The organism is Viridibacillus arenosi, assembly GCF_001955655.1.
In the GTDB taxonomy this organism is placed as follows: domain Bacteria; phylum Bacillota; class Bacilli; order Bacillales_A; family Planococcaceae; genus Viridibacillus; species Viridibacillus arenosi.
On record NZ_MSPW01000003.1, the window covers coordinates 118352 to 134589 of the forward strand.

12 protein-coding genes and 1 pseudogene are annotated in these 16238 nt (G+C 34.4%); 6 read left to right on the forward strand and 7 right to left on the reverse strand.

Features of this window, described 5'->3' with window-relative positions; translation table 11 throughout:
• Nucleotides 1-6 precede the first annotated feature (6 nt).
• Nucleotides 7-609, reverse strand: coding sequence for a glycerol-3-phosphate 1-O-acyltransferase PlsY (gene plsY, locus BK137_RS07200; protein WP_038181900.1), 603 nt, complete (start codon nucleotides 607-609; stop codon nucleotides 7-9).
• Between the two features lie 253 nt (nucleotides 610-862).
• Here plsY and parE point away from each other — a divergent pair, with 253 nt between their 5' ends.
• The 4 genes from parE to BK137_RS07220 all read left to right on the forward strand — a co-directional run bounded on the left by parE (nucleotide 863) and on the right by BK137_RS07220 (nucleotide 7037).
• Nucleotides 863-2815, forward strand: a complete 1953-nt coding sequence (parE, locus tag BK137_RS07205; RefSeq protein WP_038183076.1) for a DNA topoisomerase IV subunit B — start codon at nucleotides 863-865, stop codon at nucleotides 2813-2815.
• Nucleotides 2812-5238: a DNA topoisomerase IV subunit A gene (gene parC, locus BK137_RS07210; RefSeq protein ID WP_038181897.1), complete on the forward strand. Its 2427-nt coding sequence runs from the start codon at nucleotides 2812-2814 to the stop codon at nucleotides 5236-5238. The genes parE and parC overlap by 4 nt, the downstream gene beginning before the upstream one ends.
• Before the next feature lie 63 nt (nucleotides 5239-5301).
• On the forward strand, nucleotides 5302-6510 hold the full coding sequence (locus tag BK137_RS07215) for an MFS transporter (protein ID WP_038181895.1): 1209 nt from the start codon (nucleotides 5302-5304) through the stop codon (nucleotides 6508-6510).
• 92 nt (nucleotides 6511-6602) lie between these two features.
• The gene (locus tag BK137_RS07220) at nucleotides 6603-7037 is read left to right on the forward strand and encodes a hypothetical protein (RefSeq protein ID WP_038181892.1); all 435 of its coding nucleotides are present in this window, start codon (nucleotides 6603-6605) and stop codon (nucleotides 7035-7037) included.
• A 93-nt stretch (nucleotides 7038-7130) separates the two neighbouring features.
• Here the strand turns inward: BK137_RS07220 and BK137_RS07225 are convergent, their stop codons facing one another.
• The 5 genes and pseudogenes from BK137_RS07225 to BK137_RS07245 all read right to left on the reverse strand — a co-directional run bounded on the left by BK137_RS07225 (nucleotide 7131) and on the right by BK137_RS07245 (nucleotide 12872).
• Nucleotides 7131-7577: a hypothetical protein gene (locus BK137_RS07225; protein WP_038181890.1), complete on the reverse strand. Its 447-nt coding sequence runs from the start codon at nucleotides 7575-7577 to the stop codon at nucleotides 7131-7133.
• A 437-nt stretch (nucleotides 7578-8014) separates the two neighbouring features.
• On the reverse strand, nucleotides 8015-8428 hold the full coding sequence (locus tag BK137_RS07230) for a hypothetical protein (protein WP_038181887.1): 414 nt from the start codon (nucleotides 8426-8428) through the stop codon (nucleotides 8015-8017).
• Between the two features lie 301 nt (nucleotides 8429-8729).
• The gene (locus BK137_RS07235) at nucleotides 8730-10043 is read right to left on the reverse strand and encodes an anaerobic C4-dicarboxylate transporter family protein (protein ID WP_038181884.1); all 1314 of its coding nucleotides are present in this window, start codon (nucleotides 10041-10043) and stop codon (nucleotides 8730-8732) included.
• Between the two features lie 884 nt (nucleotides 10044-10927).
• Nucleotides 10928-10999 (reverse strand): annotated as a pseudogene (locus BK137_RS22960) (YjcZ family sporulation protein); the annotation flags it as partial.
• Between the two features lie 1147 nt (nucleotides 11000-12146).
• Nucleotides 12147-12872, reverse strand: a complete 726-nt coding sequence (locus BK137_RS07245; protein WP_038181882.1) for a MerR family transcriptional regulator — start codon at nucleotides 12870-12872, stop codon at nucleotides 12147-12149.
• 89 nt (nucleotides 12873-12961) lie between these two features.
• Between BK137_RS07245 and BK137_RS07250 the strand changes: the two genes are divergently transcribed.
• A complete protein-coding gene (locus BK137_RS07250; RefSeq protein ID WP_038181880.1) occupies nucleotides 12962-13666 on the forward strand; it encodes a CPBP family intramembrane glutamic endopeptidase in 705 nt (234 codons plus the stop codon).
• Between the two features lie 355 nt (nucleotides 13667-14021).
• On the opposite strand, the gene BK137_RS22600 is transcribed toward BK137_RS07250, so the two are convergent.
• Nucleotides 14022-14603 carry an excalibur calcium-binding domain-containing protein gene (locus tag BK137_RS22600; protein ID WP_235175693.1) on the reverse strand — a complete coding sequence of 194 codons (582 nt, stop codon included), beginning with the start codon at nucleotides 14601-14603 and terminating at the stop codon, nucleotides 14022-14024.
• A 353-nt stretch (nucleotides 14604-14956) separates the two neighbouring features.
• Between BK137_RS22600 and BK137_RS07260 the strand changes: the two genes are divergently transcribed.
• Nucleotides 14957-16033 (forward strand): NAD(P)/FAD-dependent oxidoreductase, encoded by a 1077-nt coding sequence (locus BK137_RS07260; protein ID WP_038181877.1) that lies wholly within the window; start codon nucleotides 14957-14959, stop codon nucleotides 16031-16033.
• The last annotated feature ends 205 nt before the right edge of the window (nucleotides 16034-16238 follow it).

Below are 16238 nucleotides of genomic sequence, written 5' to 3' on the forward strand. Positions count from 1 at the left end.
TGTAGTTTACAACCATTTTACCTTAGGCTCAGTGCCTGCTTTAATACGCACAATATTCGAACGATGTCTGTAAAAAATAAAGGCTGCTAAGATTGTAATGATGATTAATAAAAAATAGTCTTGCTCAAAGAACGTATATATAATAGCATAAACAAAAGCTACTACAGAAGCAAACATAGAAGAAAAGCTGACCATTTTGGATACTTTTAAGCAAAGTATGAATGCAATAAATAAGATGATGAAAATTGGCCAATGGTAACCTAGTACTACACCAGCTGATGTGGCTACCGCTTTACCACCACGGAATTTTGCGAATACAGGGAACATATGACCAACAACTGCTATTGCTCCAGCAATCAGTGGATGAATGCCACTATCTGCAAAGTAAGCAAGTGTAGGTAATACCGTAGCTATCGTTCCTTTTAAGATATCCATAAGTGTTACAACAATACCTGCTTTTTTACCGAGAATTCGGAAGGTATTCGTTGCACCAAGGTTTCCGCTGCCATGTTCGCGGATATCGGTTTTATAAAATAATTTACCGATCCATAAACCTGAAGGAATTGAACCTATCAAGTATGTCAAAATGATTAATAGAATCATATTCATAAAAAACTCCTTCTTTTTTAGTAGTTGGTACTAATAGTTTATCATAATAGTATGTTGGTACACAATATACTCATCTTCTTAGATTATTATCTTATTCTTATTTTGCTTTAGATTCAACGTATTGGTACAATAAACTCTATATGAAATTAAATTACCGCTTGTTGACAGTAAAAGAGAAAGTGCGTAATATAATTTTAAGTGGAACGGGTGTTTGTATTTAGGGGGAATTTTTTTGACAGATAAACAAACAGTCATGTCTTACAATGATGATGCGATACAAGTACTGGAAGGATTAGAAGCTGTTCGTAAACGTCCGGGTATGTATATCGGTTCAACTGATAGCCGAGGATTACATCATCTTGTTTATGAAATTGTCGACAATGCAGTCGATGAAGCATTAGCTGGCTTTGGTTCACATATCATTGTGAAAATTCACGAGGATCAAAGTATAAGTGTACGTGACTACGGTCGAGGCATGCCAACAGGTACGCACAAAACAGGTAAACCAACACCGGAAGTTATTTTTACCATTCTGCATGCAGGTGGTAAATTTGGACAAGGTGGCTACAAAACAAGTGGAGGATTGCACGGTGTAGGTGCTTCCGTAGTAAATGCACTATCCTCATGGCTTGAAGTCACTATTCACCGTGACGGCACAAAATATAGAATGCGCTTTGAAAATGGTGGTAAACCCGCCACTACATTAGAGAAAATCGGTACAACAAAAGAATCGGGAACATGTATACATTTCCTACCAGATGACACTATATTTTCAGCGACAAAGTATAATTTTGACACCCTTGCTGAACGGTTACGAGAATCTGCCTTTTTATTAAAAGGCTTAAAAATCGAGCTAATTGAAGAACAAACAGGCAATCATGAAACGTATCATTACGAAAACGGTATCGAGGCATTCGTTGCATACTTAAACGAAGAAAAAGACGTTCTACACCCAGTCAAGTATGTTGAAGGATCACAAGACGAAATTGCAGTCGAATTTGCGTTCCAATTCAACGATGGCTATTCAGAAACAATTTTATCTTTCGTTAACAACGTTCGTACTCGTGACGGGGGCACACATGAAACCGGTGCCAAGGCAGCTATGACACGTGTATTCAATGAATATGCACGTAAAATTGGCTTACTAAAAGAAAAAGACAAAAACTTAGACGGCTCAGATATTCGCGAAGGCTTAGCGGCTATTATTTCCGTTCGTATCCCTGAAAACTTACTACAGTTTGAAGGACAAACGAAAGGGAAGCTAGGTACTAGCGAAGCGAGAAGTGTCGTCGATTCAGTTGTGTCTGAGAAATTACTTTATGTGTTAGAGGAAAACGCTGAACTAAGTGCTTCCCTTGTACGTAAAGCAATACGTGCGCAACAGGTACGTGAAGCAGCGCGTAAAGCACGTGAAGACGCACGTAACGGTAAGAAAAACAAAAAATCTAGTGCATTATTGTCTGGAAAGCTAACTCCAGCACAATCTCGTAACGCTGCTAAAAACGAATTATATCTTGTCGAAGGTGATTCTGCGGGCGGTTCAGCAAAACAAGGCCGTGACCGTACATTCCAAGCGATTTTGCCACTGCGTGGTAAAGTCATCAACACCGAAAAAGCAAAATTACAAGATATCTTAAAAAATGAAGAAATCGCTACGATTATTCATGCAGTTGGTGCAGGAGTAGGAGCTGACTTCACTATTGATGATGCTGCATACGATAAAGTCATCATCATGACCGATGCCGATACAGATGGAGCACATATCCAAGTCCTATTATTGACATTCTTTTATCGCTATATGAAACCGTTAATTGAAGCGGGTAAAGTATATATTGCACTACCTCCACTTTATAAAGTTTCAAAAGGGGTAGGTAAAAAAGAAGTATTGGAATATGCTTGGACTGAAAAAGATTTACAACAAGCGATTGATAAAATTGGCAAAGGCTATATTTTACAACGCTATAAAGGTCTCGGTGAGATGAATGCCGACCAATTATGGGATACAACAATGAATCCAGAAACAAGAACATTAATCCGTGTTAAAATCGACGATGGTGCGCGAGCTGAACGCCGTGTTACAACACTTATGGGCGATAAAGTAGAGCCACGTCGTAAATGGATAGAATCTAACGTTGATTTTGGTCTAGAAGACGACTCCAATATTCTTGATAATGAATTCATTCAAAATGAGGAGGACTTAGTATGACACAGACCGAAAGTTATCAAGATTTACCACTAGAAGAAGTCATCGGCGATCGGTTTGGTCGATACAGTAAGTACATTATTCAAGATCGTGCCTTACCAGATGCTCGTGACGGTTTAAAACCCGTACAACGCCGTATATTATATGCAATGTTTATGGGAGGTAATACACATGATAAACCCTTCCGTAAATCAGCAAAAACAGTCGGTAACGTAATTGGTAACTACCACCCACATGGTGATAGTTCAGTTTATGAAGCTATGGTACGTATGAGTCAAGACTGGAAAGCGCGTCATATGCTAATTGAAATGCATGGTAATAACGGTTCAGTCGACGGAGATTCAGCGGCAGCAATGCGTTATACAGAAGCGCGTCTATCTGCTATTGCAGCTGAAATGCTTCGTGATATTCAGAAAGAGACAGTGGATCTTGTACCAAACTTTGATGACCAAGATATGGAGCCTACTGTATTACCTGCTAGATTCCCAAATCTACTTGTTAACGGCTCTACTGGTATTTCCGCAGGTTACGCAACGGATATTCCTCCACATGCATTACACGAAGTATTAGACGCTGTTTTAATGCGATTGAAAAACCCAATTGCGACTGTAGATGAGCTTATGACCGTTATCAAAGGTCCAGATTTTCCAACCGGCGGTATTATCCAAGGTGTGGAAGGTATCAAAAAAGCATATGAAACAGGTAGAGGGAAAATTATTGTTCGTGCAAAAGCGGAAATTGAAGAGCTTAAAGGCGGCAAGGAGCAAATCGTTGTTACTGAAATACCATATGACGTTAATAAAGCAAACTTAGTCAAGAAAATTGATGAAATGCGTTTAGATAAAAGACTTGAAGGAATTGCAGAAGTACGTGATGAATCAGACCGTACAGGTTTACGGATGGTCATTGAACTAAAAAAAGAAGTACCCGGAAAACCAATTCTGCAATATTTATATAAAAACACAGACCTTCAAATTACTTACAACTTTAATATGATTGCGATTTATAAACGTCGTCCAACGATGATGACATTGCCATTACTATTAGATGCATATATCGATCATCAGAAAGAAGTAGTAACAAGACGTTCTCAATTTGACTTGAAAAAAGCGAAAGATCGCCTACATATCGTAGAAGGATTGATGAAGGCATTATCGATTTTGGATGAAGTTATTCATACAATCCGTCAGTCAAAAGATAAAAGAGATGCTAAAAACAACTTGATGTTAAAATTCGAATTCACTGAAATTCAAGCTGAAGCAATTGTTTCATTACAGCTATATCGTTTAACTAATACCGATATTACGGAATTACGTGAAGAAGAAGAAGAACTTAAAGCGAAAATTGCTGAATTACAAAGTATTTTAGAAAGCGAAGCAAAACTAATTAGTGTAATTAGGAAAGAATTACAAGATGTGCGTAAACGTTTTGCTGAACCACGTCGCTCAATTATTGAAGCTGAAATTGAAGAAATAAAACTGAATTTAGAAGTTTTAATTCCAAGTGAAGATGTTGTGGTGACAGTTACTAAAGATGGTTATGTTAAACGTACTAGTCAACGTTCTTACAATGCTTCGAATGGTAAAGACTTTGCGATGAAGGATTCCGATCATCTATTGTACGAATCCCAAATTAATACGCAACAGCATCTATTGCTATTTACTAGCAAAGGACATTATATTTATCAACCTGTACATGAGCTACCGGATATTCGTTGGAAAGACTTAGGTCAGCACATCTCAAGTATTGTGCCAATTGATTCGGATGAAGTAATCATCAATGCACGCGGGGTAGAAACATTTGACCAGGATGTATTTGTTATGACAATCACTAAAGGTGGCCAAATTAAACGCTCACCACTGAATGAATATGTAGTTCAGCGTTATTCAAAACCAATTAAAACAATGAACGTGAAAAAAGGTGACGAAGTAATTTATGCGGATCTCGTAACGATTACGGATGAAGTCATCTTGACTACTCATTTCAGTTATTCCGTTCGATTCCCAATGGAAGATGTACCCGTTACAGGTGTTAAAACAGCTGGTGTTAAAGCCATTAACTTAAAAGAAGAAGATTACATTGTAGCTGCAAATATAATCCCTGAAAATGATAAAGGTGATTTAATGCTTGTTACACATCGTGGTGCAGTGAAGAAAATGGATGTCTCTGAAATAGAAGTGAGCGGTCGTCCAAAACGCGGAGTCGTAACAGTTCGTGAGTTGAAAAAGAATCCTCACCGTGTCTTTACAGTCATTTATGTTCATAAAGGTGATGTGTTACTTTTAGAAACTGAAAAAGGTGTTCAAGAGCAAGTACATGAAGATAATTATCGTAATGCAGACCGTTACTCAAATGGTTCATTTGTAGTTGATATTGATACTGACGGTGAACTTACAAGAGTTGTGAAAATGAAGCCTACAAAATAATATATGTAACATTACAGGAAGAAAGGAGCTCATAGTAGCTCCTTTCTTTTTAAGGAGAAGAATATGTGGAAAAATCGGAATGTTTGGATTGTTTTAATTGGTGAATTAATTGCAGGACTTGGATTATGGGCGAGCATAATCGGTAATCTAGAGTTCATGCAAGAAAAGGTGCCTTCTGACTTTGTTAAGTCACTTATTCTATCAAGTGGTTTACTAGCTGGAGTGATGATGGGGCCATTAGCTGGACGTATAATCGATCAATCCCGTAAAAAAACTGTGTTAATTTACTCTAGTGTTGGGCGTGTTGTAAGTGTTGTCTTTATGTTTATAGCATTAGCGACAGGATCTATTTGGTGGATGGTTGTTTTCTTAGTACTTTTACAAATTTCTGCATCTTTTTATTTTCCAGCACTTCAAGCTACTTTGCCTTTAATTGTAGGTGAAAAGGATTTATTGCAATTAAATGGTTGGGATATGAATGTTTCTACAGTTGCTCGTGTTGCAGGGACCGCCTTAGCCGGTTTGATATTAGTATATTCGGCTATAGGTACACTTTATTTGCTCTCATTCGTCGCGTATATTGCATTGCTCTTGTTTACTTTTATGTTAAAAATCCCAGAAGAGAAACCTCAAAGCACCGCTCAACCCGAGGAAAGTACTAAAAAGGGAAGTGGCTTTAAAGAAGTATTCCCAATGCTTCAAGCAAATCTGGGTGTGAAAATGACGTTTATTTTATCGTTTATACCTCTCTTATTTTTAGGTTCATTTAATTTATTAGTCATTAAGATAAGTGAATTTCAAGATTCTGCGATGATTAAAGGGATGATTTATACTGTAGAGGGCATTTCCTTTATGGTTGGTTCCTTTGCTATCAAATATATTGGGGAGAAATGGAGGATAGAGCGAATCTTATTTGTTTGTCTCATTGTCATTGGAAGTGGGGAAATGCTGTTGTATTTTGCAGGAAGTTCGTTCCTGACATTAATAACATTTGCGCTCTTCGGATTCTCTTTAGGTTGTTTCTTCCCAACAGTAATGACGATATTTCAAAAACAAGTACCGAAAGAATACCATGGACGCTTCTTTTCTTTCAGAAATATGCTAGATCGAATTATGTTTCAAATAGTCTTATTGTCCACAGGTGCTTTACTAGATTTTATTGGCCTACAATTCATGGTGCTGGTATTTGGCGCTATCAGCGTACTGGTAACGACTTATTATTGGTTACAGATGAAACGTGTTGGGGTTCAGATTGAAGCGGAGCAAATATAACTAAAATATAAATTAATTCTCTTTATTAAAAAGGATTTTTTCTTTATTCATAGAATTCTTGAAGAAGACTACAATCTGTAAGGAGGATTACTTTGAGCCAAACATTTAGACAGTTTTTAGATAGCTATTTAGAGATTTGGAGAACATGCTCATTTGAAGAGATGAAAGCACTCATTTCCAAAGACTATCAAGCACGAGAGGTTACGCAAAATGGGATAGTCGATTATGGATATGGTGAATCATTAGAAGGTTGGGCTCAAGGGTTTAATTTTGTGAAAAGTAAGGAAGCAAAATGGGACGTTAGAGAAATAGGCATAGTTCCTTTAGGTAGAGATGAATGCATGGCCATACTATCTGCAACGATTCTACTTGAAGGTCAAAGTCCTCTACCAGCTAATCTGTTTTTTGAAACTTTCCGCTTTAAAAACAATGGTTGGAAACATGTTAGAAGCTACACTGAAACTGGTGTACCCGTTGAACAATTAAATGGTTTATCTATTAATAGAAACACTGTAATGACTGAATAATAATGTAAGTTTGAATGAGGGTATTAAAAAAAGCATTTCTGTTGAAATGCTTTTTTATATTCAAATTACGTTCAATAATATAGTTTTAATCATTTATTTCTTTTCGTGCACCTTTACATAGACAGTACCAAACAAGTTGTCATCAAAATAAACATCCATTTTCCACATACCACTTTCCGGTAGCGACATATTCGATGGCATACTCATATCAGCACCGTTATGTGGTTTTACAGTATTTTTGCCCCCAATTAATACAATTGGATCACCACCATCTTCATGGGTAGCTAATACTTTTAATGGACGTTCTAGCTCTTCTTTCGTTCCCCAAAAATGCCACATATACTTTTGAGTTTTATCTGGATAAAACTTAACTACTTCACTATCATCGTATATAAAGCCAAGTTTTCCTTTTTCACCAATCATCGTATATCCACCAGATTCAAATAAAGAACTTTCTTTCCAAACGTCCTTCTTATTACAGCCAATAATTGATAAGATAGTGAATATAACAAAGGTTATAATCAAACTCTTTTTTAGCACTAATATTCCACCTCCCTCATTTGATAATTATATTCTCTTCTGATTCATATAAACCTTTAATTTCCATTTTAAAATATATACGGAATTCTTATAGGCATTTTATTGTTCACTGTTAATACATATCCTATTTTTCATCAGTACCTTTGGATGGGGATACATTAAAACAAAATTCTACAAGCCTGATATATCAAACGAATATGCCCCTGTTGTTCAATAGGATGTGGTATTTGCTTTTGGATTCCCCACTAGTCTTTTTAGGCATCTTGTTTATTGAATAACCATATTATTTGGCTTCATTATCATATTGATAAAAAAATATATTAAGCCTTATTTTAAAACACGTAGTATGTAGTGATAAAACTTAATAGTTCTAACAAGATTAACCCCGTTCTAAATTAGGACGGGGTTGAAAATTTAGGTGTTTATTTGGGGATTATCTATTTTCCTTCTATAATTTCATTAAAAATTAGTCCTTCTCCATTTATTTTAATTATTTTAAGTCGATTGGTGTATTTGATATATATGGATTTGTATTGTTCTACACCGTTTTTATCTATAAGAAGAAGAACGCGTTTACCTTCGTTATCTGTTATAGTTTGAAAGTTAAATTCTTTATTATCAATTTGCTCAATAATATTATTATATTCAGGTAATGAAGTCGATTCCTCATGATTTGAACTTTCATTAGATTGATTTTGATCATTTTCTTGTCGAACTTCTTGTCCTCCCTCAGTTTGCGAGAGTTGCTCATTTTTTTCTGTAACCTCGTTATTGTTTTTATCTTCTCCTTTACTGTTACAAGCCGTTAACATGATTGCAACAGCAATTAAAGTAATAATCGTTTTGTTCATTATTTTTTTTCATCTCCTGTTGATTTATTCCCCTTAATTCTAAAAACAAAACCCTATCACTCTTTAAGGGGAAATAAAAAAACTTGTTCTAGCTTAATTAATTTGTTTTAACCAATATAGAGTTTATTCAAATTCTTATTCTATTAATTGGGCAAATTGCTGAATAGATATACTTATATAAAGAATTACTCGAAGTTGATGTAACTCCGAGTAATTCATTAGCACATATTCTTAAAAGAAAAATGAAATAGTCCTTCTTGAATCGCTCAAAGAATAAAAAGCTACATTTTAAATAAAGTATCTAGAGTAAAACAGAACTTAGTAATATACCAATTACAACGGCAGAGATTGTTGAAACTAAACCAGGGAGCATAAAGCTATGGTTTAGAATATATTTTCCGATTCGAGTTGTTCCGGTACGGTCAAAGTTTATGGCTGCAACTACTGTCGGATAGTTTGGAATGAAGAAGTAACCATTAACAGCTGGGAAAATGGCAATTAATAATGCTGGATTAATACCAAGCGTTACACCAAGAGGTATTAGTGTTCGAACCGTTGCTGCTTGGCTGTATAGTAAAATAGAAAGTACAAATAATGCAATAGCAAATAACCATGGAGCTGCTGTGACTAGGCCAGAAATCGAACTGTTAATAAGTTCAGCATTACCATTGAAGAATGTGTCACCCATCCAAGCGATACCGAAAATAGCTACTACTGCTGAAGCTCCGGCTTTAAACACACTACCAGAAACAATTTCGTCAACATTTGCTTTACAACAAATAATGATTAAAGCAGCAATTGTCAGCATAACGATTTCAATGGTAACAGGCATAGACATAGGTGTAAATACGCCGTCAATATCCCAACCTGGACGTAATTTTTCAAATGAACCTAGAGCAACGATTAATACTGCGGCAAGTAAGAATAATACAACAGAAAGTTTTGAAGCATTAGTTGGAAAGAATGCTTTTTTATCTTGTTTAATTGGAGCTAAGCCTTCTTCTAAGCGTTTCAAATAAATCGGATCTTCTGGTAGCTCTTTACCTTTTCTACTAACAACAAAAGCAGCTATCATACAACCGATAAAAGTAGAAGGTATAGAGATCATTAAAATATCTAGTAAAGTAATTTCGAAATCAGCTAATAAAGCTAATAATGCTACAGTCGCTGCTGAAATAGGACTGGCTGTAATTGCTTGCTGTGATGCTATTACTGCGATTGACATTGGTCTTTCAGGACGAACACCTGATTCTCGGGCTACTTCGGCAATAACAGGTAAAACGGAGTATGCAACGTGTCCAGTTCCTGCACAAAAAGTAAAAACGTAAGTAACGATAGGAGCGATGAATGTAATCCATTTAGGATTTTTTCTTAATGCTTTCTCCGCAATATGAACGAGATATTCCATACCACCTGCGGCTTGAAGAGCTCCTGCAGCAGTAATTACTGATAAAATCATCAGCATAACATCAATAGGTGCGGAAGTAGGTTCTAGGCCGAAAAGAAATACAAAGATTGCTAATCCAACACCACCCATTACTCCAAGACCAAGTCCACCTATCCTAGCACCTATAAAGATGCAGATTAACAAAATCGAAAATTGTATCCAGAACATATCAGTTTCCTCCAATTACGAATGGTCATTTTATTACGATAAGTTTTTGATATGTAAACCTTGTTTACATTCTTTGTCGAATGATTCACAAATAGACATTTTATTAATAATAGCCATGAATAGAACTTTTAGTTTTTCATGAATGAAATTGTAGGATATCCGTTGTAAACGATTAGAGAGAAGGGTGCTTTAGGATTCAAAAGGGATGAAATTTATGAAAGATAAATTCTTAATATACATATTGTTAGTCATATCGGTTTCAATTGTTGGGAAAAGATTTAGCCGTTAGACATTATTTTAACTATTAGCCTTGGCACACCGATTTTTTCTAGTTTGGTTAAAAATACTTAAACCTATTCCTTCGGGGAAATAGAAGGAATAGGTTTTGGCCAATTTCATATTGGATTAAATATCTTTGATCAGGGGGATTTTCTTTTATTGTATGGATTATTCTTTCATATTTCCAAAATGAAAGATGTACTAACGGGGTAGCATTTTTGTAATATATGAACTGTTTAATTTTGCTAAATCAATAAACTTTGTGAAAGAATGTACGGGTGCTTTAGTAGAAGATCTTTGAGCGTTCAGACAGTTCTTTTTTCTTACTTAACAAAAGGGACAGGTTAGTTAAAGAAGAAGGAGTAGAAGACTATTTTAAATAGATTTACCATAGTGGAATTTTAAATTTCAACACTATATTGAATGAATATCTGAAATGAAATGCTCAGTAAATTGTGAACTAATATGTATATGTGGAAAGAAACGATTAAAAGGGTCACTCGTTGGCAAGTGACCCTCGATGTCAGAAAAAAGGGATGTGTAAGGCGAAATTACCTTAACTTTACAATTACTATCATGGGTTAGCTAGTAAAGGAGGCTTTGAGTTAATGTATGAAGCTAACGCCAACAATAATTAGAAGAATGAATAGGACAACGATTAAAGCGAATGAAGAATTGTTACGTCTACCATAGTCATTATAGTTTTGATTTCCCATAATAAATTCCCTCCTTTCTATAATCTAGAATATGTTTAGTTAAATAAAGGATATAAGGTATTCATCTAATCAATCATTCATTTGAAAAAAATAAATAAACGTGTTACCTAGTTTGTGAAAGATTTTGGTTGATGTGGAGCTGCATGAAATCCATTTGAAGTAGAAATTTATGAATCTATATAAAAAAGATTACTGAACACTTTGCAGAAAAAGGTCACCGAAGACAACAAACCAGGAGATTTGAGGATAAATTAGCTTTACACTACTATTACATTGAGTGATAGCTATCTAAAGCGGTTTTGGAGACTATTTGATTTTAGAAAAATCATTGACAATGTTGAAGACTTTTATCCATTATTAGATAATCTGAATAGAAGCTAAAGCATAATTTTTCACACATAAATATTGGGTGTGTTGAATTGATTAATACATGAAAGTAGTCCGACAAATTAGAATAATGAATAGAACAACAAATAGAAGGAATGTTGAATTATCTCCATATTTATTGTCTCCACAGTTACTGTTAAAATTGCACATATTTCCGGAGTATCCCATAAAAATATCCTCTTTCTTCATTATTCTATTCATCAAAGGATAGGAGGGGCAGGACAATAGGGAATTAATAAATAAGGTAATCCATTACTTATGACTAGTATCCAAGAATTTGAAAAAACTTAAACGATTATCTTAAGTTTTCATTATTTGATAATAATGAATAACACAACATATATCTGTTCGTAAATCCATATACATACATTGATAGATAAAATTCTTCTTGGTATAAAATAAAAACGCTAAAATTTTGCGAGTGATAAAATGTGAAAAAACTTACATTTAAAATTATAAATTTTTTAATACAAAAACCTCGACTGCTACCAGTCGAGGTTTTTTGTTGCTTCAAGGAAAGAATTCTATATAGACGAAACATTATGTAAAAAACTATCTAGTTTGAATTGTTGGAGTGAATGAGGAGTAAATAATATGAATAATAAAAAGTATAATGACCTTAAATTAGGCGACTTATTCAACTAAAGGGCCAGGTTAGTTGAATAAGCCATTTGTATTTATTATATTATGCTAATTACCCCGACCATTCATATACTTATTCCTAACATGTAACATTAGCAATACAACGCTCTACATACTCCAGTACTTCTTTCGAAATCGGGTATAGGCCCGTTTCCTCAGAGGGCAGTTTTCTGACTTCCCAGAACTTATCCATCAATGTCGTATCTCCTTGAAAAGTATCGTTTGATATTTCTATTAACTCGCAAGCAATTTGGTGACCTGCCTCTGATTCAGGTTTAATATTGTGTTTTATACACCACTCAATTCGTCGTAGCAAAGAAATATACTGATGTGTTGTCGAATCATTGTTGCCGAGATTTGGAATTGTCTCTTGCAAGATTACCTTTTCATCAACTTCAAAATAGTCAATCCATTTTTTAGAGCTATTTTGTGAAATTTGAATAAGTTGAGAGACACGTTCCCAAGACAAAGATTCTTCCAAGTCGATCATATTAATTAAAGATTTTGTATTAGAAATGCTTGTTTGAAGTTTGGAAAGTTCATCTTGTAGATAATTGTGATGCGAAATTAGAATTTGTTTATAGGATAGTCTATCTAATAAATCGCGAATATTTTCGAGTGGAAGTGAAAGTGATTTTAGAATGATGATTTTTTCTAATTTAAACATATCCTCTTCTGAATAATATCGTCGTCCATTATCATCTTTAAAACTTGGTGTGAGGAGATTAATCTGATCGTAATAACGAAGTGTGCGAACGGAGACATTTCGCTGCTTTGATACCTGTCCAGTAGTCCATCGTTTCATTTTATTCCCTCCTAAAAATAAAGCTTGCAGGTGACGTAACGTCATCTAATATAGTTGGATTATACCATATAAAGGAAGAGTGATGGCGGATGAAAACAAATGAAATGAACTGGAAGGAAGAAGACCGTTGGGGTTTGAAAGAATTTATATTTTTAATGTTACTTGAATTTGTATTTGTAATTGGGTGTATTAAATTCGTTGTTCACCCAATTTATTCTCACTGGCTTGATAATGTTCTATATGCTGGAACATTAATGGGATTGACAATAGCAATTATTCTAATTTTAGGTGTTTATTTTATTGCTCTCCGTCCGAAAAAACTTTCTTGGAGTGAAGTAGGGATAAAAAGGTTCGCTGTTAAGGATTGGAAAATCATTGTTATATTTTCTGTTATCTTAATGGTTGGTGCCGTGATAATTGTAGTGCTTACTAGTTTTATAGGGAATTCGTGGGAGAACAGCAAAACCGAGGCAATACAGCAAAATGTAACTTTCGTTACGGTTCTAATTGCCTTTATTTCTGCGGCGGTTATCTCACCAATATACGAAGAAATTTTTTATCGCGGTTTTTTATATCGTTGGTTACGTACACGTATAGGATTTATTGGAGCAATTTTACTTAGCTCAACAATCTTTACAATTGTTCATATTCCAACATATAATGTAATGCCAGTAAATTTCTTTAGTGGTATCATTTTTGCTTTAGCGTATGAACGAACTAATTCGATCTGGCCATCAGTTATTATTCACGGTTTAACTAATGGGATTATGGTTTTGTTGACAAGTTTGGGATAAAGATGTTGTTATGAGTAGCCGGAACATACCATGCTAACTACCAGATACAAGAGCTGAAAAAGACTGCTAATAAGCAGTCTTTTTTATTATGCAGCCTGTCGGGTAGCATTCCTGTAATGAATAAAATGAATTATGTAAAATCAACAAAGTTTGTGAAATAATGTACTTAAACTAACGGTGCTTTACTTCAATAAGTAAACAATAAAATATGAACAATATTGTTTAATAAAGTCTAGTAATAGATACTCTTGTTACTAGTGTTGACTATGATTATATTCGATAGGTGTACAGTCAAAAAAGAAAAGAAGGTATTACTATTAAACGTAATGACCTTCGATTTTGTTTGTTTATTTTTTTAGTTGCAAGCAATTCCGTCTTTATTTCGATCCAACCGATGGTCTCCAAAGCCAGCTGCCTTTGACTCGTTCATAAATTTAGTTGCTTCAGAAGCGTTGCTAAAATCTGAACAATCCTTATCTATTTTAAAATTGTAAATTGTAGTAGAAGATGTTTTGACTTTTTCATCCTTTTTAGATTCTTCTTTTTCTACTTTTCTTTTATCATATTCTTTCTTTGCCTCTTCTTGAGATTTCTTCATATCTTCTTCCATCTCTTTTACATAATTTGCGGCTTCAATTTTTCTTTGTTTTTCTTCTAATTCACTTTTCTCTAGTTCAGCTATATGTTTTTCGTAAACACAGGGGCCAATAGACCAAATTAATATTAATAATAAAATAATTAGTAAAATAACTCCTTTGGTATATGTTTTTTTTCTTTTCTTTTTATAGTAGCACCATATTGTTGTGAGAATGACTGCAAGGAATAATAAGAGGTTCCAAATTGAACCTACTATACATTCTAAAACAAGCATAAACAAATATAGACACACAAGTATAAGCAACAATATTATTACTTTTATAGTATCCTTGTCCTTCATTTTGTTCCTCCGTTTATTTCTAGTTAATTAACACTAATCAATTTTAGTTATAAAAGCTCGATAAGTAAATGAAAATTTGGTTTGAGAAAAAGGAAGAGAATGAAAAAATTAAATATTATATATTTTATGAATATATGGTAATATTTGAAACTCTCTTTATATCTAAACGTATATATTAGAAAGGATGTTGAAATACGGATTATAAACATGTGAAAAAAAAGAGGTGTCTTTCTTTATGTACAAACAGATATTCCAAAAAATACATATCTAAAATCGCAAATGGCTAGTTATACCAAAGGTTTTTTACGGGTCAAATCATTGATATATCAACATTTATAGAGGGAGGAATAGTTATGACTAAAAAGCAAAAGATTACAATTGTTGGTGCAGGGATTGTTGGTGCGTCTATAGCTTATAATCTATCAAAGGAAAATCAGAATGTCACTTTAGTTGAGTGTCACTCAAAAGCAGGATATGGGGTAACAGAGAAATCTTTTGCTTGGATTAATCCATCAGGGCGTGTTCCAAATAACTTTCAACATTTGTATGACGAGTCACTTGCAGAATATCATGTATTGGAAAAAGAGATACCAGAATTGAAGGTAGATTGGAACGGTGCACTTACATGGGGAAATCTCACAAGCATCAATAAATCTCATGTGAAAAAAATAACTCGTCAGCAAATATCGGAGCTAGAACCTCATTTGAAAGAATATCCTGAGGAAGCTCTTTATGCTTATAAAGAAGGCGCGGTAGACCCTAATGTCCTAACGAATCTTTTGGTAAAGATAGCGGAAGAAAACGGGGTAAATATATTATTCGATACAAAAGTGACACAAATAAAAAAAGAGGGTACCAAAGTTGTTGGCATACATACTTCAAAAGGTTATATAGAATCAGATGTAATTGTATTAGCAACTGGTACAGCGTTACCTGAGCTGTGTAAACCTCTTGGTCTTGATATTCCTATTGAGTCTTCACCATCAATTATTATTCGTATGAAATCTCCAAAAAAGCTCATTCACACCTTAATTTCTAATTCAAGATTTGAGGCAAGACAACTATCCGATTATACACTTATTGCCGCTGAAGATTATTTGGATGAGTATGGAGAAAACGGACCAGAGGCGATTGGAAAAAGAGCATTTGAAACCCTTCGCTCCGATTTGGAAGAAGGGGAACATTTAGAGTTAGAAAGTATCAAAGTAGGAATGAGGCCTATGCCTAAAGACGGTTACCCCATTGTCGGTTTTCATGATCAGATAAAGGGACTTTATTTAGCAGTTATGCATTCTGCAATCACATTATCTCCTGTTATTAGTCGATTGGTTGCGAAGGAAATTGTGGATAATTTGCAGTTGGAAGAATTGGAAAGCTGTAGAATATCTAGGTTTTATCCACTAAATGATAAATCACTAATAGATAAATAAATCTTATTGATATTTAAAGTGTTGTAAACCGTTGATACATGAATGTTTATAGTGGAAGTTTAGTAAAAGAAGAGTTAAATATAGTATTAGCAAGAGCAATGAAGAGGTGAAGAAGAGTAATCTGTTTCAAAGAAAGGCTTACATAACATGTTATAAAATAATTGTAGATGCTTACTAAGTAGATATAGGTGTAGGGTATGAAGAA